Here is a 21,443-nt window from a genome sequence, read left to right on the forward strand (position 1 = left end):
CTAAACCTCCCGAACGGGGATAGCTGTTATATCAACTTGCTGCATGGTTATGCCCATGCCCAATTCAATAGGTGCGATGTTTATTTTTGAATCCCTTATGCCAACCTTGATTATGTCCGCCTGAGTTATGGCAACCCCGGCATAGGTTTGAATGGGATTAACCTTGATTCCAAAACGGTGGGGAATATGCTGCACATCACCAGTGCGGACATTGCCCCCTGCAAACATGTTGTTTGTAAGGACTGAATGAAATTGAATTGATTCAAGGTGTGACCGGGTATTCTTGGAAACCATGACCGCTTCAATCATTTCCAGATAAACGGCCTCAGTAATCCCGGTTTCAGTGCTGACCTTAAACTTGTATTCGTCACCGTCATATTCAAACCATTCCAGCACCCGCGCTTTATAGCCGAGAGCGGCAAGGTAATTTTCAACGGCAACCGGAGTTCCCTTTTTACGGTGTATGGCAATGCTGGCCTTGATAACAGCGCGTTTTTGAGCTTCGGACCATTCATCTTTCCAGAGATCAACGGACAAGGCCCAAGCCAGCCACGGCAGGAAAACAACCGGGCATTTATCCGGGTTCCAGAGATCACGGATAGGCACGGGAATAGATTCAATTCGCTTGCCTGTAGCCTTGGATAAGGCGCGTTCTTGCGGGGTTGCGTTGATGGGCAAAAGGTCTTGTGTCATTAGCCCACCTCGACTGTTATTGCTGTGCAATATGCGGCCTGCTGTTTCTGCATAGCCAGATCAGCAACCGGGGAAATGAGTTCTACCCGTGCAACACCTTCAACATGCAGGGCGGCATAAATTCCGGAAAGCGGCACAGAGCCGCCTAGAACGTGCCGGACGTTGACGAAATCGGATACAGCCTTTCGTGCGGTTTCAACCACAGCACCCGGAGCCGGACCGGACTGAATGTAAAGTTTTGCATTAACAGCATAGTCTACGATTTCAGCAGGTTTGACCGTGACATGATCGGTTAAGGGCCTGATTTCACGGTCATTGACCACGCTATCAACTGCGGTCAGAATTTCGGAATCAGGAATGCCGTTACCGTCACGGCTCAACACATAGACATCTACATGTCCCGGTGTAGGAGTAAGAGCCTTTGCGCCACGGACCGCCGGAACAGTCAGGGCATAAAATTCATAAGCTCCATCAGGCCCGGCAACAGAAAAGGATTCCGGGGCCAATTGGACGCGGGCGCGGAATTCTTCGTCATTCTCATAGGTAGGTGCAACTGGCGGGCTTGCATCGGGATCACCGGGATCAAGTACTTTGCGTGTGACCGGAGCCAGCGCGCCGAGGTTATCAAGATCAGCCTTAAGCGCAGTAGCAACCATACAAGCACGCACACCTTCATTCACCCGCTGACGAAGGTTGATTTCTCGGTAAGCTACGACCTGCAAAAGAGCCTGAATAGGATCAGATTCAAGAACTGCCGTATATTGAGGATATTCAGCGGTGAAATCTGCAACGGTTTCTTTGATGATAGCTTCAACGTCCAACACTTCAACAGCATCAGGAAGCGGAACTTTTGACATATCAATGGGGGTATTGCTCATGCCGCGCGTACCCCCTCAAGCTTGATTTCCTCACCGTTGGGCAAATATTTGCCTTCAAGGTCAATGACTATATTGCCGTCAGCATTTGCGCTGACGATTGCTATCTTCGTGAGCTTGTAGCGGGGTTCCCATTTATCAAGGGCTTCAGCTACGGCACTGAAAACTTCAATGGCAAAGTTCTTATCCTGCGGACGGTCCACCAGCTTGAACAACCGGGAACCAAAATCCCGGCGCACAACACGCGAACCAATAGGAGTGGTCAGAATCCGGGAAATGGATTGCTTCAGGTGCGCAATACCGCCGAGAGCTTCGCCAGTAACGGCATTTACACCATTCATGATGCACCCCCGACAGGTTCTTCAGTGTTGGGGTGAACATGGTGTTGCAGGGAAATACCTTCGGAAATGGTGTCGCCGTCTTCCTGAATGAAATCCCCTTCACGATGGATGATTTCACCGTAGAATTCAGCCCCGCCGCCGTGGGTAGAATTGCCGTGGGTAATGGGGCCGTCAAAGACCAACTGCGGAGCAGAAAGGGTAACGCGGGTTGCGCTGTTGATTACAACTTCGCCTTCAACATCAAGAACGACTTTACCGCCCACGGTGCGCTGAACATCCCCGCCAACATCAACATAAACATTGCCGCCGATTGTATCGATACGGTTGCCGTCAATATTGGTGAATACGTCCCGGTCAATATTCCAAAATACATCCCGGTGAACCTGCACGGACATATCCTTGTTGATTTCGCGCTGTTCAAAACCGGGGATATAGGCGTGTAAAATATGATTTTCGCGGTCATACTCAATAACCGCGCCGTCTTCGTAGATAGTACGATGAATGGTAGGCCGATCAGCCGGGGCAGGATTATTAGTTGAAAACATAGCACCCAGCACCACGCCGCCGGAAGTTTCGCCGGAAGGCGAAAGAACTACAACCTGCTCCCCTACTTCCGGTGCCCACCAAGTGTGGTCGCCACCAGCGCGAGTTGTAATCCAAGGAAGCCAATCAGACACGGCAGTACCAAAGGCCACGCGAACGCGGGCTTTATGGTAGTCGGCCTCGACAACGGTTCCTATGCGGATAACATTTGCTAGGCGGCGGTCTGTTTCGGAATTACGGAAGTTCGAATTCTGCATCTTCCAGCCCTCCCACCATAGGAACGTCTTTTACTTCTTCATAATCCTCTTCGTGAGCGGCACCGATCAAAGGCGAATAGCTGAGATATACGGTCTGCGGGGTAACGCCTTCGTTATCCCAAACGGATTCACCGAGGTAAGCTTCAAATTCAAATTCAACCCGCCATTCTTCATAGCCATCCTTTGCTGGCTTGAAGTCTTCAGGATAACCGCCGATGAATTTTGCAGCAGATACCGGAAGTCCAAAGCGGTTACCGTGGACGAATTTAGCAACAGCGCATACAAGGGCGGCAACTTCACGGGCCGCGTTCTTCGTTTTGAAATGAGTCAGCGGGTAAACCTCCCAGCGGAGAACAACTTCAAGCTGGCCTGTACCGGGATCACGTTCACCGGGTTCAATATGGGAAAGTTCAAGAGCCAGTGCCGGGGCTTTTACTTTGCCTTCTTCCCGGCGATAATCGCCGACAGTGCAACGGGGAAAAGCAGCTTTCAGCTTTGCAACTATGGCTTCATGAGCTTCAGCTATGTTTATTTCTTTGATTCCCATTTCATTTCCCGTTCAAAAAATGCGTAAAATTTGTTTTCAAAAACCTTGAGTATGTCGGCCTCAATTACGTGATTCACTGCCTGATCTATTTTTGCTGTCTGTATGGCGATGGGCAGGCGGTTGTCTGTTCCGGTCTTTTGAACCTTGACGCGTCTGTAAACTTCCTGTTTCCCGTTCCTCGTTCCGATGAATGCGTGTTGGCGTTCAATCTTCCCGGCTTTCACCCCGGCTCTTGTCTGCTTAGGGTTCATTTCTCTTAAGGGAATGGCATACAGGCCGAACCAGAGTCGCGCGGTTTTGCGTCCACCGCCAAAGGAAACGAAGAGCCGCTTACGTAATACGGATTGTTTTATTCCGGTTAGCTGACTTACTCCGCGCAAGGTGACGGTCTTCAGGTGCCGGGACAGCTTGGAAACAGCCCGGCGGCAGGCTGCATCAATCTGCTTTTCGGTCCCGGCGAAATCGGCGGCAATCATTTCCAGCCGGTCACCGTCTATGTTCAGATAGGTAGCCACTTATTCCTCTTCTTGAGCCAGCATCAATTCAAGCTCGCCAAGCCCTGTGCCATCTGCGGTGAAGTCCAAAACATCATAAGTCTTGCCTTCCATGACGACTTGGCTTTCTTGATCCAACCCGGTACCGTCAACGTCCTTGCAAGTCATAGTTGGCTGATCCGGGTTAAGGGTCATGGCGCGGCCTAAAGACACGGAATCCATGTCCGTATTCTTGTATGCTATGAAGGTGCGATCCTCGCCGCAGACGGTGATTTCCACGGCATCAAGGCCAATGAAGAAAATGTCCAGATCATCATGAATGTTCATTTTGTGACCTTCTTTTCAGCCTGTTTCTCGTAACAATTAATAGTGGCATTCATGGCTTTAAGACCGCCTTTTAATTCCACTATGTTGAACATCAAGCGGTCCACATTTTCGCTTGAACCTATGTGTTTTTCTTCAAGCACAGCTTTAAGAATTGGATTAGCCGAGCGCGGGCATTCTTCGTAGGTGGAAACAAAGACAACTTCCCGGACTTCATCAATTTTGCTGTGCTGTTTCTGGACGCACGCCGAGAACACCATTAATAAACTCAGCAGCAAGACGGCTCTTTTCATTGCTTATGACTCCCGTTGAATTCGTTACCGGATAGTTCCGGGCTTCCTGTAGTAGCCGGGCGGCTTTGTCGTGTTTTTGGCGATACCAGCGAGCATTATCCTTAGATTCTTCAAGCTGGCCTTTCAGCCCGGAGATAACGCGCGCGGTCTGGTTTCCGCTTTCCTTGAGCTTGCCTATTTCCGTGTCCCGGTTACGCACCTGAAGCTTGTATCCGGCAATGTCTGATTCAAGGCTGGCTATGTCGCTATCCCGGTCAGACACAACGCCCTGAAGCTGGGCAATGTCGAACTTGAGGACTGAAACCCAGATCAGGAACACGGCGACAACCACCAGCCCGGCGGCAAGCCCAAGAACGAGCTTGCCTTTACCGGAGCCGATGAAGGTAAGGATGGTGCCGATGGGGATCATGATTACCTCTTAGGAATAGACCCAAGTTACAGGCCCCATGCTTTCCAGCTTTTCGGGGTCAATATCCACATGGATAAAAGACTTTGCGATGCCGATACGCTCAAAACCAGCCATGATAAGGCCCTTGAGGATTGCGGAACGTTCAGGGCCGCTTGTGGCTGCAATATCCACGGCATAACCGCGCACATGTGAAGATGTCGGTTTGCTACCGATAGCGGCGTTGTGTTCTGCACACCTGAAACCGCTGGTGATTGCGAACGGAACACCAGCCAGAGAGCGGGCCACGTCCAACTGTTCAAGCAGGCCGGGGGCAAGGTCGCAGACTCCGCAGCATTCACAAGCAAGGTGGGGGTCTGTTTCCTGAGAAAAGAATTTTGACTTAACCATAAATATCTTCCTCGTTTACATTTTGATTGATGGATGTTCCCGGCGTAGTCCTATTGCCGCCCACGGGACGATGAACGCCGGGATAATTGTGGTGGGTGCTGAATCCATGCCCGTAATCCATACGTCCGGTTAACGGGTCGTATCCGTCCCGGAAGTTTTCAAGACGTTCAATCAAACGCTTCGGAACAAATGATATTCCGAATTTTTTAAGGTGATTGGAAATGGATATGAATTCGGTAGCAGCCAGAAAGAAGACCGCGAATTCGCGGAATTTTGCCAAGACTGAAGGAAAATCACCTTCAACAATGGTCACATCCACCATGTTAGAAATGGCTATAACCACGGCATAAATGAAGAATTTGGCACAGCCGTAAAGAAACTTGTTGCGGCGGTAGGTTCCGACACACAAGGCTATGGACAGTCCCAAAATAAAATCCGCACACATGAGAACCAGAACAGCCGCAAGAGCCATGTCATAGCCGCCTATCAGCCATGAAACGCAGGTGCAAAGCACTGAGCAAATGGTCTTGATTGTGATGTTGTCAAAAAGCTGAAACATGCTTTCTTGATTCCCATGCTGGCCCGGAACCGGATCACCGATGCCGGACCAGTTTGTGTTATGCGTTGATTTTCACCCGGACGGATTCATCAGAAGCCGCAGCAGCGAAGGCAAAACCAGCCTGAAGGTTGTTTTCCGCAACGGTGGTGATTTCTTTGTTTCCATCAAGGTAAACGGTGGCACCCTGAAGGATTTCAACACCAGCGTTAGGGAGTTCCCAAACTTCACCCATTGCGAGTTCACCTGTTTCGCCATTGGGAATATCAACGAGGGCAACGCCGATTCTGGCACCAACGGGAACAGCGGAACCGGATTCAACATCGGCCCCGGTGTTGTTGGTCCACGTCATGTGGTTGCCTTTCTGAATGTGATTAAGTGCCATGCTTAATGCTCCTTATTTGCCGGGGTTCTTCTGGAAAGCGCGATGATCCATTACGCCAGCACCAGCTTCAAGACGGACCTTGATTTTCAGGCCGTCAGAATCGAAGTCGGGTTCTTCATCCACGAAAGGCTCTTCAATGCCGTCAAGGAAAGCCACTTCAATACCGTCCACCTGTTTGGGGTCTGCAATCAGGTAATGGGCATCGGAGTCTTTATCATCAAGGCGAGGTTCGGCGATGGGAATAAGCTTTCCAGCCCACGGGTTGTGGACACCGGAAGACTTGTTTTCATCAGGAAGAGCTGTAGAGCGGATCAGTACTTCAGCATCGGTTTCCTGTTCGACAGGAACGAGCAGGAAGCGCGGACGTAAGTCGAGCTTTGCACCCTTGGGGCCTTTCTGAAGGCGCATTCTTTTGCGACCAGACTTCAAGGTATCGCTGCAAACATGCTTCTTAAAATCAGCTTCAGTTTCGATATTCTTGTGTCTGGTATCAAAAAGCGGAATGCCATCGCTCATCTTGGGATTGGAAAGCAGCAGATCATAAACAATGTCTGCAACCTTACGGGCCGAAGCATTACCGAAAAGCTGGGGGATACGCAGGAAGGCACGCAGATCATCGTTGATCATCATTTCACGGGTAAGCTTCACATTTTTGCCGTAACGGGCAATGCGGTAGCTTTCCATGGAATCGCCGAATGATCCGGTTTTGTATTCGCCGTGTTCATCCAACAATTCCAGATCAGGAGCTTCGGAAAGACTGATACCGTGGATTTCCCTGAAATCAGATACAGGAACGATATTTACCCACGGCTTCCATGTAGCCGGGGCTTCTGCGTATGCCTTCTGCAAAACCTTATTGGTGATAGCAGCGAAGATGGAAGGGAAGTCACTGGTGGACGCAGAAAGGGACATGGGCCGCAGAATTTTCTTAGAAAGCTGGTTGTGCGACATGCCACGGGTGCTTACCCCTCCCCTTTCCAGAATATCGCGGGCCAGATCGGTCAGACGCATTACGCGGAAATCTTCATAGCCCGGTGCGGGCTTATCTTCTTTCACGCCAGCGCGGAAAAGCATGCCGGAAACCATAGCATCATGAAGCTTTTGGCCTTCGGTAAGTCCACCTACTATATATCCGGTGCCTTTAAGGGGCTGGTGTTCAGGCTGAACGCTGAGTTCTTCAAGGATAAGGCCATTCAGTTTTTCCACGGGCAAGCCCCCATTAATCAAGCCCTGTTTGAAGTCATCGGACAAGCCGAACATTACGGCCTGCTGGTCAATGAACTGCATGCGTTCACGTTCAGCAAGAGCGACCTTTTGCGGGTCTACCTGTTCCGGCTGTTTGGGTTCGGTTCCTGCGGTAGCCTGAACCGGGGCCTGCTGTGCGGGCTGCTGGGCAGGTGTAGGAGTGGAACCGCCGCTACTCATCCATGCCGGGGCATTTTCATGAGCGTTCAGGGCTTCATAATCAAGCCCCATCTGTTTCAGGTGGGTGCGGGCTGAGTCCTCAGTAATATCTTCAAGGCCATTAGCCCGCAGGAAAGCTTTCAACCATGTTTTCATGACTGAGTCCTCCGGTTTAGGTTCAGGCTGTTCTGTCATTGCTACAGCCCCGGTTTTTCCATCCGCGCCAAGGACGCAGAAGGAAGTCTCGCGCACAAAGGATTTGCGCCACACATATAAAGGTCCGGTCAGCTCCATGCCGTTAACGGTTACAGTCGCGCCGGATTTCACTTCTTCAATTGCTTCAGGCCAGACACCTATGGAAGCCTGATAGGGCCAGCCCTGATCCGAAAGACGGATAATCTCGTTGGCTTCGTCCGTATCTACAAAGGAGCCTTCAAGGACAAAGCCTTCCTTTTCGAGCTTGCTGGAATCCGCAAGCCCTACTTTCTTTTTGACTTCATGCTCTTCAAGAATGGGCATGACTTCTTCAGAACGGATTCCGGTAAGATCAATGACAAAGCGGAAATACCGCTGAATAACTGCTCCGGTGTATCCGACAATGCGAAAGCGGCGGGCTTTACCTTCTTCGGCTTCGCTGAGTTTCAAATCGGCTGTAAGCTGAAGCGGTTCCTGTGCTTTCGCGGAAAGATTGGCAGGAAATTGTTTAAGCATTGTTTGCTCCCAGTATTCCCCGTTTCTTGAGGTCCGCGTTTTCGCGGGTGAGTTGATCCACTACTTCATCGTAATCTTCGCCACGTTCCGCGCAGATTTTGCGGCGGGTGGTGCAGCCCATGCCGAGCATCTTTTCCGCTGCATTTGCGTCTTTAGTGGGATCAACCCAAGGCCAGCCGGGGTACTGACAACCAACCGGGACACGCGGGCCGGTCATGGATGGTTCAAGACGGCTTAACCAGAGCATGCGGGCGAACATGTGCCATGTGGGTATTATGGCTTTGCGGCCCATAAGCATCTGCTGCACACGGTAGCCGCGCCGTTCCTCAAGGGTTGCGGATCGGGCGGACGCGAAAGAAGCGTCTGAATAGTCATTGGAAAAGGCTTCGTAAGACATGCCGAAGCCAGTGGAAGAACCGCGTAGGCTGGTTTTCACATACGGTTCATAGGTTGCGCCGGGGTGGTTGAACTGGGCTTCATTGACCTTGGAGCCGGAAGGCAGGGTTACGACCTGTCCCGGTTCCACGTAATCGGGAATGAAGGCTTCCGGTCTTTCCGGCATGTCGGAATCATCAAGACCCAGCGGGTTTTGAAGTTCGGGATAAGGAGTTTCCACGAAGAAGCCGAAAGCAGCCATGAGCCGGGCAACAATGCGGTGCGAATCCTGAAATTCGCTGAAGTCCCTCATTTCCATAATGACCGGGGCCATCCAAGATATACCCCTGTGCTGGCTGGCGCGTTTCGGCAAGAAAATATGACGCACCCACATAGCCGGAACCCGCACGGATTCACGACTCATTAAACGGCGCATATCACCGGGATGTTCACTGAATAGATGATAGGCTACTGCGTGACCTTTGCGGTTGAACTCAACGCCACGGATAGCGAAGTTTCCATTTTCGCGCAGGCCATCGACCGAAGAATCAAGGTGGTCACATTCCAGAAGTTCCACACCCAAAGGTGCAAGGCCCTGTTTCATCAAGTCGGGGTCAGGATAGAAGCGGAGAAGGCATTCTCCATCCTGCCAGAGGTGATTCAGGATAAGCCGCTGAATATCATCAAAGCCGACTTCATCAGCTTCGGCCCAATCCTTAAAATGTTGTTCCAGCTTACGGTTGAAACCGTGATCCAGATCACCGGAATCGGTCAGGCGCGCGGCCTGCGGCTTGATTCCGGTATAGATAACGTTATTCGCTATGCGCTCAAGCGCGCCGGAAACATGGGTGGAGTTGCGAACCAGATCACGCGCACGGGAAACAATTAAGGCATGTTCGTGCCGGGAAAGGTTATCAGCACTGCGGTTAGTGGGCCGCCAGCCCGCATTAGGGCCACGATTAGTAGCCGCAGTGTATGCGGAAAGCTGCATACGGCTTTTAACCCAGTTGGTAGCCATCTGCGGAGAAATAGCCCCGACACACTGGGCAACAAAAGAAGTCCAGCCTTCATACAGGTTCATGAACGGCCCCTGTACTTGGCTTTAAAGCCCCTACCGCCATTTTTTACAATGGCGATACGCATTTCCAACTTATCGCGCTGGTCATAAAGCCTGCCTAAAGAAGCACGGGTGAGAGTCCGACCATTCAAGGTATAGGACTGTGCGCCGTCTTCAATATCGGCAATCACCTTATTTACAGAGTCCAGTTGTTTCTGGAGCATGAAAAAACCTCAATTATTACTGTTTACCTACAGGGCGAACAATAACAATTGAGGTGGTTTGTTTGGAATGGGGTTGTTTACTGGGGAGTAAAATTTACTGGACAATAAACGGGTAGATAAATAGTCTTCACGTTAATATAGTGCTGTCAGTTTATTTAGAAGAGAGAGGATGCAGGAATGGCTAAGAAAAGAGTTTTCTTTCATATTATTTTTTTCCCCATGAGTATATACGGTGTTTTGCTGGGGTGTTGTTTGTTTTTAAATCAACCCATATCTAATTCATTTGTACTGCTTAAAGAGATATTTGTAGATTTATTTTATAGTGATAGTGCTCGAAATTCGATCGAACATGTATTGAATAGTTATGTCATGAAATTTAATTCGGCATATGTTAATGCAAATTCATTTTATTATGTTTTGGTGACCCCCGTTGTGTTTATGTGTATTAGCGTAGCTTTAAGTTTTGGCTTTGACAAAATATTAATTAAAAGAGTTGGAGTGGAAAAGTTTAACTCTATCTCAGAAACGACAGAGATGGCTGTAGAAATTATCCAAACCCTAGTTTTTGGTATTGGTTCTGCAATATTTTTTGTGGCAGTAGTGTCAAAGTTTACCAGTTCTATTTTTCTAAAGATTGTTGCAGGTATTTTTGGATTATATTCAGGAATTAGTACAGTGATGATGAAGAATACGTAAGACAAACAGTTAACGCGAAATAGAATTAATAAAGTAAAAGCCCCGCTAAAGCGGGGCTTTTACTTTCCAAAACTCCATCACTCCCGCACTAACTCCAAAACCGCCGCAGGCTTCCCCTTCCGGGCTTTCTTAACCTGCAATTGCGTTTCATACATGCTGAAAGCTTCGGCCCCTTCTGAAACGGTTTTCTTTATTAGACCAATTATGAAAGCTTCGCCATAGCGTTGTTCGTCTTCAAACTTTTCCTGCAAATATTCAAGGGAACACGCCGCCGACATCATATCCGAAACATGGTGGCAAAGTTCATCGCTACTCATGGCCCACCTCCCCATTCAAACCCTGTTCAGCCTCAATCAAGGCATCATACGCCATTAACATTGCCTGCCGTTCTGCCCTTGGCATGTGATCCAAGTTTTTGATCATTAGTTCTTTTGCCGTGGCTATGTGCTGTTTCGGTGAGCTATGACCATACACTTCCGGCACCATTGCTTGCGCCGGATCAGCCGAAACTTTTTGTGCTGGCTGTGGTGAAGCGGCACGGGGCGTTAGCCGCTTGGGTACTTCGGATGTTTGCGGTGCTACGGAGATATTAGCCAGCAACCGGGGCCGCTTCTCCCCTACCCTTGGGCGGGTTTCGCGGATGTAGGTTACTAGGCAGTATAGCGCAGTGAAGAACCGGGCGCGGTGGACCGGGGAAATCTTATTGCGCGTGCAAAAATTGCAATAGTGGGTGTAAATTTCATCCTTGGAGATTACGCCGTTAGGATCATTGCTGCACTCGCTATCTACGAATATGGTAATGTGGCTATACCAGAGCGGGTGTTCTGATTCGATTTTGCCGATGTAGATGTTTGATTCTTCCTGCCGTTGCAATTCATAGCTACCGTGCTGGCGGATCGCGGGGAGGACTTCTTCAAATACCCATTTTTCGAATCGTTCGGCTGCTGGGAGTTTGGATTTTATGATTAGGCGGTAGAGGTCTGGTTCGGGGATGATTTTGACCGTCTGCATGCCGCCCTTCGTAGGGGTCGATATTTTGTCGACCCCTTTGCAATGCATGCGGATAGCATCAGCGGGATATTTATACCCCAGGGTGACAGCAACATCGTTGGCAACAAACCAAGTATTGCCATTCTGGTCATGAATGGTTCTGATTTCGTTTGAATCAAATACGAAAGAAACAACTGAACTGTTGTCAGAAGTGGGTGAATTGGCTACGTTCTTTCCAGCCATGGCAACCTCCTCGAAAGGTTGTTTATGGTTAGGCTCGGTTCTGGTGTTGGCGCACCGTTCCGGGCCGTTTTAATTTGGTCTACTTTTCTTCTTTTTTCTGCTTTTTAGCTTCGGCTATTCTTCGCTCCATCTCTCCATTAAAAATATCTTTGAAGGTTAATCCGGTTTCAGCCAAGTACACCTTGTACTTCCTGTGCGTTTCCTCATCCACTTTGATTGTGATTGACTTTAGTTTACCTTCCATAACTTCATACGTACAAACCTACAGAGTGATAGTCAAGCGCAAAGCTATATTTGTGGGTTGAAAATTTAAAACCCCAGCCTTTCCGGGGAAGGGCTGGGGTAATCTCAAAAAATGTTTAAAACTATGGGTTATGTGGCCCTAAAAAACGATCTCCATTGAAATGGATCATATGGTCAGGCTTATCTGCAATCCAAACCTCTGTTTCCCATGCAATATCAGCTGCATTTCTTCTAAATTCAACAACATCAGGAAAAGCAGTTACATACACACGTCCGACTCTACATCCGACTAAAGCTTGCTCTAACTCATACCAACGCTTCGGAGAAACAGGACCGTGACTAGTTACTGCCTCAATTAAAAATAACCACTGTCTTTGTTGATCATATACTACCACATCGGGCAGTTTTTCATGAGACATAGGAGGAACGCCCAACTGCTGCAGGTATTCCCCCTGCAAATACATTAGTTTCCCCCCTTCATTTCTGCTACTGGCTGTATCCCCAACATACAAGACAACACCGCCAGCACCTATAAAGCGAGGACAAAATTGATGAATTATATCAGCATGTAATTGATTGTGTCTTCCTGGAGACAAGCTAATTTGATCACCATTTGGTAGCAACACAGGAATTTTATTTAATTCTAGTTTTCGCTGATACATTTCCTGTAAATTGTTCAATTGATTTTTGTACTGATTAATCTTATTTAACCACCTACCATTTGGAAAATCTTTCAAAATGTTAACAATCGGAGCATTCAGAGAATAATTGTTGTATGCACTATTCGTTGCTCGCGACGGATCATCTCTATTTCGATCCACTATACGAGCCTGCTCGAATTGATGAAGAGTTTGACGTCTTATCGTCTCTCTGGAATTAGGTTTATAGTCCATTCCGTATTCATCACGAATGAATTCCATGATTTCAACAGTTCTTAATAATGGGGCTTGAACATTGCTCCAGTTGTCATTAGGCCGTATGTTGGCAAGAGCAAGAAATACCCATGCAGATCTATCATTGAATTGTGCAGGTGGCATTCCAAGGGCCATCAATATTTCTTTTGCCTGAACAAGCTTTTCTTCTCTTTTGCTCATAAAAAACACCTAAAAAATTATTGCAGATATTCTTCGACAACCTCATCAACATCATCTTGTGTTTCAACACAACCCTTAATATACGCTTGCCCCATTAATTTAAGAATATCTACAGATGGAATTTTGAGCATACGAATTTCAGTTGCGTTAACTTGAGTATTGCCGGATATACACCTAAAATATCGATCTATCAATGTAGAATTAAAAAACAAAGCCAAACCATATGCCTCAGTTAGGGACAAGCTACCATCATTGCAAGAAATATAATTCAAATGGTTTTCTATAGCAATTCGCCCACCCTTTACTTTCTTAGGATCGTGCACACCTGCAACTAAACGCCTTTTTTCATCTTTTGAACTAAACCGCTTCAAAATAACATAAGGACTATTAGGCAATGTGTGTTTGTTGTGGTTTTCTGTAAGTAGAAAACGTGCATCTTTCTTTTTTAAACCTGTCCATTCTGTCTTAAAAGACTTAACGTTATGCATTCTTAGTAAAGGAACTGAATCTTCTGTGTTTTCTGGCCCTGTAATAAATTCTCTCGTCCGAAATTCCACAACTGGACCTGTCGATATGAAATAACAACTATCACTAAACCTTTGAGTCCAGCTTTCAACACGTCTTAATATTTCGGCATCTTCTAGTGATTCAGGAATTCGTATAAATTCATGGTCATTTGAAAAATCAATTATTTGTCTTGATAAATAAGTCTGAATTTCAGAATTATCAATGTCAGCATGTCCATTTGATGTAAAAATTTGTATATTTTTGCTTTGTTCTCTTTTATAATATGAACAAATAATATGCTCTTGCAATACTGCAAGTTCTTTGAAAACCTTGTTGCGAGATCTAAAGATGTGTATTTTTTCAAGGCTCATTTTCATGTTCATATATTGTCTAAAGCCTTTAAAGTATAATCCATTGGTAAAGCTTCTTGGAACAATAGCTATCATCTGACCATCTTGATGAAGACAGCCAGAAACAACTGCCATAAAAGATGCATAAATATTTGGATTCCCTTTATACAGATCATCTGTTGCATTTGCATATGGAGAAGTCTTAGAGTTATATTTAAAATACGGAGGATTAATTGATGCTACGTGATATTTTTCATCTTTTTTATCCGGTCTTGCTAAAATAAAATCTTCATTCCGTATTTCATATGTAAATGTTGCTTCTGCGTTAACAAATTCACACACAGTTTTTTTCATATTATTATTGAGTAACGGCAATGTCTCTTTATCAATATCGTATAATACTGCATGAACGGACTTACACCCCATACTCAAACAGTGAAGAGCTGCGGCAACAGTTAAAATCCCTGCTCCTGCCCCCGCATCAAGTAGCCGAACAGAGCTACTAGATTGGATTTGGATCATAGAGGCCATGTAGTCAGCAATAATACTTCCGGTGAAAAATTGGCCTAATTCTTTACGTCTAGTTTCAGGTTTACTTAATAAATATTCATTTTGTATCGCTGCAATTTCATCTATCATTTTGGTACCTCAAATTAGTATAGTCAGTGCTGAGATATGATTTCGCGGGAACAAAATCAACATTATTATGTCCTCATTCCACTTGTTCTTATTCTGCTTATATCCTACTTAATTTTTACCCGTCCCCCTGAATACTCTTAACCCCCTGCCCCATCTTAGCCAGCAAACACCCCTCAGCCTTACACTTATGATACCGAACCTTTATCCCCCCATCCCACTTGGGCGATGAAGTAACCGGAACAGGATAGTAGTAAAAAGGCAAAAGAAAAGCCCGCCGTGAGGCGGGCTTAAAACACGAGGAAGTACTCTATTTCTGTATGCAAATATATACTATATAGTTTGGTTAAGGCAAAGCATGCTATTTATGCCATTGAAGCTATTTCATGGTTCCCTGCATCATGTGTTCAGTCTGTCTCCTAGTGGCATCATTCCTATCTTTTCTTAGCTGATCCTGCATATCTTTAGGGGCTTGGTTAATTTGTTTGTCAGTAATATTCATTGTGTCTCTGTCGATTTGCTGATTTTGGCGATCAATAGCCGGATTATATGTTCCTCCCGGATCTTTCGTGTTACCCATTTGGCTTAACGCAGCTGAAGCAGAACCAATTAATATACAACAAGTTAAGATTACAATCGCTCTTTTAAACATTATAAACAACCTCCAAATTGTTAAATAGAACTTCCTCACAGAGGACAGGTTATATCACAAATAATTCGATGAAACCATTGTGTTAACAAGTAATACAAGTTTTTTATTCCCCCTGAATACTCTTAACCCCCTGCCTCATCTTAGCCAGCAAGCACCCCTCAGCCTTACACTTATGATACCGAACCTTTATCCCCCCATCCCACTTGGGCGATGAAGTAACCGGAATCCGCACGGCCCCGCACCACGGGCATACCGCGCCATCCTTGGGGCTGTATGTTACGCCCTGCTTCGCTTTAGCCAGTGCCGCAGCAATTAACTTAGCTGACATCTTATCTCCCGTTGGTGTAAGGGTTGGTGGTTCTTTTCGGGGCTTGCTTTTTAGGCTTGGCACTGCCCTTCTTCTTAATGGACTTCACGTTCAGCAGGTCCGCGGCTGCTAAGTTGTATCCGGCAATATCCCATGCATGGTTCGGTCTTCCTTTGGGGCATTCCCAAAAGCCTTTTTCATTCACGAATTCGGCGGTCATTTCCCGCGCCCATGCATTTGAAACTTCACTATGCAGATGATACGCGCCCGGATCAGCCGGGTTGATTTCCAGACGGTTGGAAAGCGAATTCTTGTAATGGGTCACATTCAGACGCAACAGCTTCAGCCCGCCGGGAATCGGCTTGTTTGATCCGGGGTAGGTATCAAGCTGGGTATAGGCAAACGGGCGCGCCATAGTCTGTTCACCCTTGATGGGTAGAATGCGGCCCCGATTCATGCGGCAGAAATCATAAACTTCGTCGGTGCGATGCCCCATTGCATCTATCAGGGCCAGCCGGACAAGATAGGGGTTGCCCTGCGAATCCTTGTACTCACGCTCCCAAAGGACTTCGGCGAGAGCTTCAAAGCTATCCACCTCACCATCAGCAACCAACCACGATTCATTGATCATGCCGTAGCCCCATGCCCGGATTTCATAGGGGAAATATCCACCGCGCCCGGACTGCGTATCAATGGCGGCAGTCATGCAAGAAACCACATCCCCGCCGGGAACCAACAGGCGCGGACGATCATCTTTCAATGCCAGAATTTTTGCTTCACTGCGTTCCTGCTGATAGTTCACCCACGGTTCCGCTTTGTGGGAGTTCATGAAATCCTTTAACTTTTCCTTCCAATCCGGGTTCAAGCTGGACTTCTGACCACGCAGGAAAGCGGCGGCAACTTCGGACAGCGACACGAAACGCGACAGCCAGCTAGGAATATGGAACCCGATTTTCTTAGGTCGATAGGTTTTAAGGTAGGTTTTAATGTCGATGCCCGTTACCCGGTCGAACCAGCCGCCAAGCCCTACGGCTTTATCACGGATTCCATCATCCCACTTGCAGCCCATATTGGGGCATTCATATGCCGCCAGCTTTTCGGATTCGACAGTTTCAGCGTACAAGGACGGGTCCATGCCTTCACGATCCGGGTACTTGATTTGGTCGAAATCAATTTCATGCTCATGCCCGCAGATAGGACAGCGCACCTTGTAGCCGAATACCACTTGAGCTTCATTATTCAGGGCCACCCAGATCGGGCCGCTTTCCGTGGTGGGTGATGAAATTTTCAGAAACTTGCGGTTGCGATAAGTACGCCCGCGCTTTTCACCGAGGCTTTGCGGATCGGCTTCTTTTTTGTTGGATGTGGTCGGGTATTTGTCCACTTCATCATACAAAATATACTTGGCAGGTTTGGAAGCCAGCCGGGAAGCTGAATGCGCCCAGCCCATGTAAATAGGCATATGCCGCAAATTGATGCGGAGCGAGCCTTCATCATCGGTGGAACCCGTAAGGTATTGTGAAAGCTGGGATGAAGCTTTAAATAGAGGCTGAATACGGTCACGGCTTGCATCTTGAGCAGCGAGTTTATCAGGGTAAATAATCATCGCTGGCCCCGGCTCCCTGTCCACGGCATAGCCCAGCGCATTGAGCAGCACTTCGGTTTTACCTACCTGCGGAGCGGCGCAGACTATGACGGTCTGAACGCTGCTGAAAAACAGGCTATCCATTACATCCACCAGATACGGCGTTACGTCATTGCGCCACGGTCCCGGCAAAGAGCTTGATTCCGGCACAAGCATGCGGTGGGCTTCGGCCCATTTGCTGACGGCAGTCTTTTTGCGCTTCCGCAGAATCTGCTTTTCGCCCTTGCTGAATTCGAAGGTGTATTTCGTGCCGGTCATTTCCTGCGGCAGTGAAAAACGATCCACCGAAACCGGGACAGGATTAGCAACCAGCTTTCTAACTATCGCCCTAGCTTCCACTTGAGAACTCCACGGTTATTTCATCAGTCCGGGCAAATTCGCTGAAGAGCGCGTCCAGTTCATCGTTAACCATCTGAATAAATGCGTCTTCACGCTCCACCTTGCCATCTACAGCAAAGATCAGGTCGCGGGCTTTCATCAAAAACAATTGGCGAAGCCCGGTATCAAGCACGGCGGTTTTCCCGGCCATGATCATTTCCACGTTTTCCCGGTCAATGAGCTTGCCTAATTCTTTATTTAATTTCAGTCGTTTAAGTTCGGCTTCAAATTCCTTATCTTTGGCCTTGGCTTCCTGAAATCGTTTTGCGGAATCCCCGGTCAAACCTTCATCGTCCGGCTGATCCGCGTCCGCAACTTGCCCAACGGGAACCCAGCCAAGTTGCAAGGCAAGCTCTGAAATATCGTCTTCGTAGTATTTGCCGTGCAGCGGCGGTACTTGCTTGCCCTTGCCCACGTAATTGAAGAAGGTCCGGCGCGAAATCTGCCAGCGGACTTTACCGAATTGCTCCCAAGCCTGATTTATGGATTTGTAAAATTTATCAACCATTTAAGTAGCACCTGAATTAAATTGAGTGACACGATTGATGCAGCTTGTGCAGTGTGCATATTTTTCAAAACTTTCCGTGTGCAAAAGACTCGGACCTCACGTTACCCGTGATTCATGGATCGCTGGGGAGGACCCAAAGGCAACCGCCCTTCAACCAACCGCTTCGGCGGTTCATCTTCCACCAGCGGTAGCCGATCCATGTGGAGCAAGGCGATAAGCGGCGCGGCTTTTTCATACAAGCCCCACATTTCCCAAAGGGTTTCGAAGTTTGCCTTGCCCCATGCTTCGTCAATGATGACAACCAGTTCACCTACCATGTTCCGCTTAAGCTTGAAGCCCGTGGGGTGTTCCCGCAGAAGATTACCGAGGGTCTTCATTGCCTCATGCCCGGCTTCATAGGTCTGCCAATCCTGATTGAATTCATCCTCGGATACCGGGATTACACCTTCCTTCAAGCATAACCGCCTGAATTTACTGTAAGGAGTTTCCGGTTCTAACTTCCTGTACTTGTCTTTTAGTTTTGCTAATGCGTTCATACTGGTTCCGGTTCCAAGGTTTGTCCCGTGTTAGCCAACGCTAAAAACCACCGAGAAGATTAGTCTTTTTTCTTTCTGTCCAACTGTCCCATGTACCAAGCTTAAAAACCAAATACTGGAAGCCTCGCGTGTACGCACGCACCCACACACGCATATGAACCTCTTTTGCCCTGCACCGTGGACCGCTGGTACCATCGTGGACCGAGCCAGTATTCACGGGCTTTGCCAAGCTCTGACACGCGGGACGGGTGGTACCAATACGCTGGAACCACTTCACCGGGGGAAGTAGAAATTCCGAATAAGTATTGATTTGCCCAGCGGGTAAGGCGTGGCTACGCCGCAGGTCATTAGAAGGGGGTGCGGGGGAAACAGAACAGACCGCCCCACTCCCGATTATGCCAGTGAAGAAGGTCATTAAGCTTTCAACTCGAATCTGGTTTTGATGCCTGCAACCATGCGGCAACGCTTGCCGTCAATGCGCGGGCGGGTTTCCTTCAAGGTCTTCACTGCCGCGTAAAGCTCACGGAAGAAGTTTTCCTTATGCATGGCCTGATAGCCGTTTTCGGAACTGTATTCGCGGTAGGACTTATACAGCGAGTCCTTAGACTGCTTCGCGCCGTCCTCAAGCTCACACTTATCTTCCACGAAAGCCTGAACAGGGTTGTTAAGCCGCCTGTAGTCCATGAGCAGTTCCCTTGTTTCGTCACAACTGGTGAACTTGCCTTGCTCATAAAGACGGTGCAGACCGACCAAAGCCCAATGGAAGATTTCGGAAAGCTCATGCTCAACGAGTTCTTCAAAAAGGTGCGGGTTGCGGTCAGGATCGTCTTCAAGAAACTGCTTCTTGAACTCAATGGGCAGCATGCGCCGGAAAAAGCCCTCCGTGTTATCCAGAACGCGGGGCAGCTTGTTAGCGGCAAAGGCCAGCTTGCAGAACGGTGTAAATTCAAAGCTGTCCTTATGCTTGAATGCGCCCTGAATGGCATCACCAGAAACAACGGCCTTAAAAATGGGTGTTTCCATTGCCGCCGATCCGATTTCCGTGGAAATGTTCAGCAACTTGTTATAGAGGCTGGCCCGGCGGAACTGGTCTTCCAAATCCTGAAAGGCCACCGCCGAGCAGTTAGCAGCGGACACAAGTTCACGCAGAACTTTAAGGAGTGTCGATTTACCATCCGAACCGGGGCCAAGCAGCAACAGGCACTTTTCAAAGCGCGTATCGCGGGTAAGGCATAAGCCTGCGAATTCCTGAAGCTGGGCAATAGGTTCCGGGGTCTGGACGGTCTGTTCTAGAAACTTCTCCCAACGCTCACAGCGGGCTTCAGAATCCGGGTTAAAAGACACGTTCAGACATATGGTGGAAAAGTAATCGTGTTCGTGTGGTTTTAGCTCGAGCGTCTTAAGGTTGAGCATGCTGTTTTGCAGGCATACCCATTCATCACGGTCATTGACCGCACGCCCGTGCGGAAGATTGGAAAGATTGATAGCCAAAGACGTTGCATCGTTCACACGCGCGGTTGTGGCCTCAATGCCGAGGTAATGCGTAGCTGACTGCTGAAGCGTACCGCGTGAAATCTGTTCCCAGTATTTGGCGTTCCAGCGATACAGCAACCCGGTCATATCATCAGCAAGCAAAGGCTGATCACGTAGAAGCTGATCCGCAAGCAAGCGGGGCTTGAATTTGCCGTCATAAAAGAAAGCCCATTCGCTACCCACTTCAAACTCTTTGGGCGGTTCAATCCTGCGCGCAGTGGCGATAAGGTCTTGAAAGTCCTTTGCAGTCTTGCCGAACTTCATAAAGAAGTCGGTGAGGTCGTGACCGTCCTTTTCGGGCCAGCTTCCATCCGGCTCCCGGCCCATGAAGTCGGGCCACTCAATGATGCGCAGAGAACGCACCACAGGAAGCAAGGCGCGGATAGCTTTTTCCGCATGGGCTTGCCCCGGCTGGTCGGCATCATATGCAAGGATAACGTCACGGCCCACAAACGGCTCTAAATGCTCTTGTGACCATTTAACCGTCTTAGATGTTTGCGTGGCAGTCGCGAAACCGAAGGATTCACCGCACAGCGTGTCCGGTTCGCCTTCACACAGGACTATCGGCCCAGACTTGGCAATCATTGACGGAGCAGGAAACAACCGGGCGTTACCGTATCCCCTACCCCATGAAATGATCTTACTCTTAAGATTGGTGCCGGGCTTGCGGTAGAGCCGAATATTACGAAGCTGGCCTTGTGCGTCCCGGATCGGGATAGCAACGCGCATAGGCGCGCCGTTAATGGGCCTGATATTTTCATCCCGATCTCGGTAGCACATCTGCATGCGCAGGTCGTGCCGCTTAATAACTTCCGGCGACCAGCCGCGCACCTTCCTGAACACTTCAAACCAATCTTCAGGCAACAGAGCCATCCGGCCCCACACGCTTTCAGGGATTACCGGAGTACTACCGCCCTTCCCTTCCTTACGCTTCTGCTGGACGGTCTTTCGGGGCTTGGGGGCATCCTTTACGCCTTGCCCGTATTTATCCTTGAAACTCTTGAAGGCTTCATCATTCGGCAGACCGTTTACCAGCCCATAAAGCTTGATCAGGTCGCCGCAATCGGTACACCCGGCAAGGCAATTGAAATAGTCTTCTTCGAAATTGTAGCCAAAGGATGGGTTATCATCAGCATGAAACGGGCATTTGCCGTTCAGCCATTTCCCTTCTTCCTTTGCGTCCTCAAACAATGAACGCGCAATGATCTTACGTTCATCTTCGGAAAGATGTGTTCCGGCCCAGCCCATCG

The 21,443-nt window shown here is 48.4% G+C and carries 27 protein-coding genes; 1 reads left to right on the forward strand and 26 read right to left on the reverse strand.

The features are described from left to right. Genes ACO05Z_RS10730 through ACO05Z_RS10800 form a run of 15 tightly spaced genes read right to left on the reverse strand, consistent with a single transcriptional unit; the run spans position 1 to position 9,875 of the window. Positions 1-693, reverse strand: coding sequence for a phage tail protein I (locus ACO05Z_RS10730; protein ID WP_421902178.1), 693 nt, complete (start codon positions 691-693; stop codon positions 1-3). After that, positions 693-1,571 carry a baseplate assembly protein gene (locus tag ACO05Z_RS10735; protein ID WP_421902179.1) on the reverse strand — a complete coding sequence of 293 codons (879 nt, stop codon included), beginning with the start codon at positions 1,569-1,571 and terminating at the stop codon, positions 693-695. Before ACO05Z_RS10735 ends, ACO05Z_RS10730 begins: the two co-directional genes overlap by 1 nt. Continuing rightward, complete coding sequence (locus ACO05Z_RS10740) at positions 1,568-1,909, reverse strand: GPW/gp25 family protein (protein WP_015851998.1); 342 nt, start codon at positions 1,907-1,909, stop codon at positions 1,568-1,570. Before ACO05Z_RS10740 ends, ACO05Z_RS10735 begins: the two co-directional genes overlap by 4 nt. Further along, a complete protein-coding gene (locus ACO05Z_RS10745; protein ID WP_421902180.1) occupies positions 1,906-2,709 on the reverse strand; it encodes a phage baseplate assembly protein V in 804 nt (267 codons plus the stop codon). The genes ACO05Z_RS10740 and ACO05Z_RS10745 overlap by 4 nt, the downstream gene beginning before the upstream one ends. Further along, entirely contained in the window at positions 2,687-3,256 is a 570-nt protein-coding gene (locus ACO05Z_RS10750; RefSeq protein WP_421902181.1) for a hypothetical protein, read from the reverse strand. Before ACO05Z_RS10750 ends, ACO05Z_RS10745 begins: the two co-directional genes overlap by 23 nt. Then, positions 3,238-3,771 (reverse strand): hypothetical protein, encoded by a 534-nt coding sequence (locus tag ACO05Z_RS10755; protein ID WP_421902182.1) that lies wholly within the window; start codon positions 3,769-3,771, stop codon positions 3,238-3,240. Before ACO05Z_RS10755 ends, ACO05Z_RS10750 begins: the two co-directional genes overlap by 19 nt. Further along, positions 3,772-4,077 (reverse strand): head-tail joining protein, encoded by a 306-nt coding sequence (locus ACO05Z_RS10760; protein ID WP_421902183.1) that lies wholly within the window; start codon positions 4,075-4,077, stop codon positions 3,772-3,774. Then, positions 4,074-4,334, reverse strand: a complete 261-nt coding sequence (locus tag ACO05Z_RS10765; RefSeq protein ID WP_421902184.1) for a hypothetical protein — start codon at positions 4,332-4,334, stop codon at positions 4,074-4,076. The genes ACO05Z_RS10760 and ACO05Z_RS10765 overlap by 4 nt, the downstream gene beginning before the upstream one ends. Further along, the gene (locus ACO05Z_RS10770; RefSeq protein ID WP_421902185.1) at positions 4,291-4,776 is read right to left on the reverse strand and encodes a hypothetical protein; all 486 of its coding nucleotides are present in this window, start codon (positions 4,774-4,776) and stop codon (positions 4,291-4,293) included. Before ACO05Z_RS10770 ends, ACO05Z_RS10765 begins: the two co-directional genes overlap by 44 nt. 9 nt (positions 4,777-4,785) lie before the next feature. Further along, positions 4,786-5,163, reverse strand: coding sequence for a D-Ala-D-Ala carboxypeptidase family metallohydrolase (locus tag ACO05Z_RS10775; RefSeq protein ID WP_421902186.1), 378 nt, complete (start codon positions 5,161-5,163; stop codon positions 4,786-4,788). Then, a complete protein-coding gene (locus tag ACO05Z_RS10780; protein WP_421902187.1) occupies positions 5,156-5,722 on the reverse strand; it encodes a phage holin family protein in 567 nt (188 codons plus the stop codon). Before ACO05Z_RS10780 ends, ACO05Z_RS10775 begins: the two co-directional genes overlap by 8 nt. 58 nt (positions 5,723-5,780) lie before the next feature. Then, a complete protein-coding gene (locus ACO05Z_RS10785) occupies positions 5,781-6,104 on the reverse strand; it encodes a DUF2190 family protein (RefSeq protein WP_421902188.1) in 324 nt (107 codons plus the stop codon). Between the two features lie 12 nt (positions 6,105-6,116). Next, a complete protein-coding gene (locus ACO05Z_RS10790) occupies positions 6,117-8,219 on the reverse strand; it encodes a hypothetical protein (protein WP_421902189.1) in 2,103 nt (700 codons plus the stop codon). Continuing rightward, complete coding sequence (locus ACO05Z_RS10795) at positions 8,212-9,675, reverse strand: phage portal protein (RefSeq protein WP_421902190.1); 1,464 nt, start codon at positions 9,673-9,675, stop codon at positions 8,212-8,214. Before ACO05Z_RS10795 ends, ACO05Z_RS10790 begins: the two co-directional genes overlap by 8 nt. Next, positions 9,672-9,875, reverse strand: coding sequence for a hypothetical protein (locus ACO05Z_RS10800; protein WP_421902191.1), 204 nt, complete (start codon positions 9,873-9,875; stop codon positions 9,672-9,674). Before ACO05Z_RS10800 ends, ACO05Z_RS10795 begins: the two co-directional genes overlap by 4 nt. A gap of 177 nt (positions 9,876-10,052) precedes the next feature. Here ACO05Z_RS10800 and ACO05Z_RS10805 point away from each other — a divergent pair, with 177 nt between their 5' ends. Beyond that, a complete protein-coding gene (locus ACO05Z_RS10805; protein ID WP_421902192.1) occupies positions 10,053-10,571 on the forward strand; it encodes a hypothetical protein in 519 nt (172 codons plus the stop codon). Between the two features lie 77 nt (positions 10,572-10,648). Here ACO05Z_RS10805 and ACO05Z_RS10810 read toward each other — a convergent pair whose 3' ends face one another. The 11 genes from ACO05Z_RS10810 to ACO05Z_RS10860 all read right to left on the reverse strand — a co-directional run bounded on the left by ACO05Z_RS10810 (position 10,649) and on the right by ACO05Z_RS10860 (position 21,441). Then, a complete protein-coding gene (locus ACO05Z_RS10810; RefSeq protein WP_421902193.1) occupies positions 10,649-10,888 on the reverse strand; it encodes a hypothetical protein in 240 nt (79 codons plus the stop codon). Then, positions 10,881-11,804 (reverse strand): BRO family protein, encoded by a 924-nt coding sequence (locus ACO05Z_RS10815; RefSeq protein WP_421902194.1) that lies wholly within the window; start codon positions 11,802-11,804, stop codon positions 10,881-10,883. Before ACO05Z_RS10815 ends, ACO05Z_RS10810 begins: the two co-directional genes overlap by 8 nt. Before the next feature lie 79 nt (positions 11,805-11,883). After that, positions 11,884-12,048, reverse strand: coding sequence for a hypothetical protein (locus ACO05Z_RS10820; RefSeq protein WP_421902195.1), 165 nt, complete (start codon positions 12,046-12,048; stop codon positions 11,884-11,886). A gap of 121 nt (positions 12,049-12,169) precedes the next feature. Further along, positions 12,170-13,141, reverse strand: a complete 972-nt coding sequence (locus tag ACO05Z_RS10825) for a BsuBI/PstI family type II restriction endonuclease (RefSeq protein WP_421902196.1) — start codon at positions 13,139-13,141, stop codon at positions 12,170-12,172. Between the two features lie 17 nt (positions 13,142-13,158). Then, positions 13,159-14,637: an Eco57I restriction-modification methylase domain-containing protein gene (locus ACO05Z_RS10830; RefSeq protein WP_421902197.1), complete on the reverse strand. Its 1,479-nt coding sequence runs from the start codon at positions 14,635-14,637 to the stop codon at positions 13,159-13,161. Positions 14,638-15,013: 376 nt separating this feature from the next. Continuing rightward, the gene (locus tag ACO05Z_RS10835; protein WP_421902198.1) at positions 15,014-15,286 is read right to left on the reverse strand and encodes a hypothetical protein; all 273 of its coding nucleotides are present in this window, start codon (positions 15,284-15,286) and stop codon (positions 15,014-15,016) included. 103 nt (positions 15,287-15,389) lie between these two features. Further along, entirely contained in the window at positions 15,390-15,614 is a 225-nt protein-coding gene (locus ACO05Z_RS10840; protein ID WP_421902199.1) for a transcriptional regulator, read from the reverse strand. A gap of 1 nt (position 15,615) precedes the next feature. Beyond that, complete coding sequence (locus ACO05Z_RS10845; protein ID WP_421902200.1) at positions 15,616-17,577, reverse strand: terminase gpA endonuclease subunit; 1,962 nt, start codon at positions 17,575-17,577, stop codon at positions 15,616-15,618. After that, on the reverse strand, positions 17,567-18,124 hold the full coding sequence (locus tag ACO05Z_RS10850; RefSeq protein ID WP_421902201.1) for a hypothetical protein: 558 nt from the start codon (positions 18,122-18,124) through the stop codon (positions 17,567-17,569). Before ACO05Z_RS10850 ends, ACO05Z_RS10845 begins: the two co-directional genes overlap by 11 nt. A gap of 101 nt (positions 18,125-18,225) precedes the next feature. Further along, complete coding sequence (locus tag ACO05Z_RS10855; RefSeq protein ID WP_421902202.1) at positions 18,226-18,660, reverse strand: hypothetical protein; 435 nt, start codon at positions 18,658-18,660, stop codon at positions 18,226-18,228. A gap of 414 nt (positions 18,661-19,074) precedes the next feature. Further along, a complete protein-coding gene (locus tag ACO05Z_RS10860; RefSeq protein ID WP_421902203.1) occupies positions 19,075-21,441 on the reverse strand; it encodes a phage/plasmid primase, P4 family in 2,367 nt (788 codons plus the stop codon). Positions 21,442-21,443: the final 2 nt, after the last annotated feature.

This window comes from Maridesulfovibrio sp. (assembly GCF_965230075.1).
Taxonomy (GTDB): domain Bacteria; phylum Desulfobacterota; class Desulfovibrionia; order Desulfovibrionales; family Desulfovibrionaceae; genus Maridesulfovibrio.

Excerpts from the sequence above, each read along its gene's own strand:
- ACO05Z_RS10730 (WP_421902178.1), bottom strand. The coding sequence starts at position 693 with ATGACACAAGACCTTTTGCCCATCAACGCAACCCCGCAAGAACGCGCC.
- ACO05Z_RS10735 (WP_421902179.1), bottom strand. The coding sequence starts at position 1,571 with ATGAGCAATACCCCCATTGATATGTCAAAAGTTCCGCTTCCTGATGCT.
- ACO05Z_RS10740 (WP_015851998.1), bottom strand. The coding sequence starts at position 1,909 with ATGAATGGTGTAAATGCCGTTACTGGCGAAGCTCTCGGCGGTATTGCG.
- ACO05Z_RS10745 (WP_421902180.1), bottom strand. The coding sequence starts at position 2,709 with ATGCAGAATTCGAACTTCCGTAATTCCGAAACAGACCGCCGCCTAGCA.
- ACO05Z_RS10750 (WP_421902181.1), bottom strand. The coding sequence starts at position 3,256 with ATGGGAATCAAAGAAATAAACATAGCTGAAGCTCATGAAGCCATAGTT.
- ACO05Z_RS10760 (WP_421902183.1), bottom strand. The coding sequence starts at position 4,077 with ATGAACATTCATGATGATCTGGACATTTTCTTCATTGGCCTTGATGCC.
- ACO05Z_RS10765 (WP_421902184.1), bottom strand. The coding sequence starts at position 4,334 with ATGGTGTTCTCGGCGTGCGTCCAGAAACAGCACAGCAAAATTGATGAA.
- ACO05Z_RS10770 (WP_421902185.1), bottom strand. The coding sequence starts at position 4,776 with ATGATCCCCATCGGCACCATCCTTACCTTCATCGGCTCCGGTAAAGGC.
- ACO05Z_RS10775 (WP_421902186.1), bottom strand. The coding sequence starts at position 5,163 with ATGGTTAAGTCAAAATTCTTTTCTCAGGAAACAGACCCCCACCTTGCT.
- ACO05Z_RS10780 (WP_421902187.1), bottom strand. The coding sequence starts at position 5,722 with ATGTTTCAGCTTTTTGACAACATCACAATCAAGACCATTTGCTCAGTG.
- ACO05Z_RS10785 (WP_421902188.1), bottom strand. The coding sequence starts at position 6,104 with ATGGCACTTAATCACATTCAGAAAGGCAACCACATGACGTGGACCAAC.
- ACO05Z_RS10790 (WP_421902189.1), bottom strand. The coding sequence starts at position 8,219 with ATGCTTAAACAATTTCCTGCCAATCTTTCCGCGAAAGCACAGGAACCG.
- ACO05Z_RS10795 (WP_421902190.1), bottom strand. The coding sequence starts at position 9,675 with ATGAACCTGTATGAAGGCTGGACTTCTTTTGTTGCCCAGTGTGTCGGG.
- ACO05Z_RS10800 (WP_421902191.1), bottom strand. The coding sequence starts at position 9,875 with ATGCTCCAGAAACAACTGGACTCTGTAAATAAGGTGATTGCCGATATT.
- ACO05Z_RS10805 (WP_421902192.1), top strand. The coding sequence starts at position 10,053 with ATGGCTAAGAAAAGAGTTTTCTTTCATATTATTTTTTTCCCCATGAGT.
- ACO05Z_RS10810 (WP_421902193.1), bottom strand. The coding sequence starts at position 10,888 with ATGAGTAGCGATGAACTTTGCCACCATGTTTCGGATATGATGTCGGCG.
- ACO05Z_RS10815 (WP_421902194.1), bottom strand. The coding sequence starts at position 11,804 with ATGGCTGGAAAGAACGTAGCCAATTCACCCACTTCTGACAACAGTTCA.
- ACO05Z_RS10820 (WP_421902195.1), bottom strand. The coding sequence starts at position 12,048 with ATGGAAGGTAAACTAAAGTCAATCACAATCAAAGTGGATGAGGAAACG.
- ACO05Z_RS10825 (WP_421902196.1), bottom strand. The coding sequence starts at position 13,141 with ATGAGCAAAAGAGAAGAAAAGCTTGTTCAGGCAAAAGAAATATTGATG.
- ACO05Z_RS10830 (WP_421902197.1), bottom strand. The coding sequence starts at position 14,637 with ATGATAGATGAAATTGCAGCGATACAAAATGAATATTTATTAAGTAAA.
- ACO05Z_RS10835 (WP_421902198.1), bottom strand. The coding sequence starts at position 15,286 with ATGTTTAAAAGAGCGATTGTAATCTTAACTTGTTGTATATTAATTGGT.
- ACO05Z_RS10840 (WP_421902199.1), bottom strand. The coding sequence starts at position 15,614 with ATGTCAGCTAAGTTAATTGCTGCGGCACTGGCTAAAGCGAAGCAGGGC.
- ACO05Z_RS10850 (WP_421902201.1), bottom strand. The coding sequence starts at position 18,124 with ATGGTTGATAAATTTTACAAATCCATAAATCAGGCTTGGGAGCAATTC.
- ACO05Z_RS10855 (WP_421902202.1), bottom strand. The coding sequence starts at position 18,660 with ATGAACGCATTAGCAAAACTAAAAGACAAGTACAGGAAGTTAGAACCG.
- ACO05Z_RS10860 (WP_421902203.1), bottom strand. The coding sequence starts at position 21,441 with ATGGGCTGGGCCGGAACACATCTTTCCGAAGATGAACGTAAGATCATT.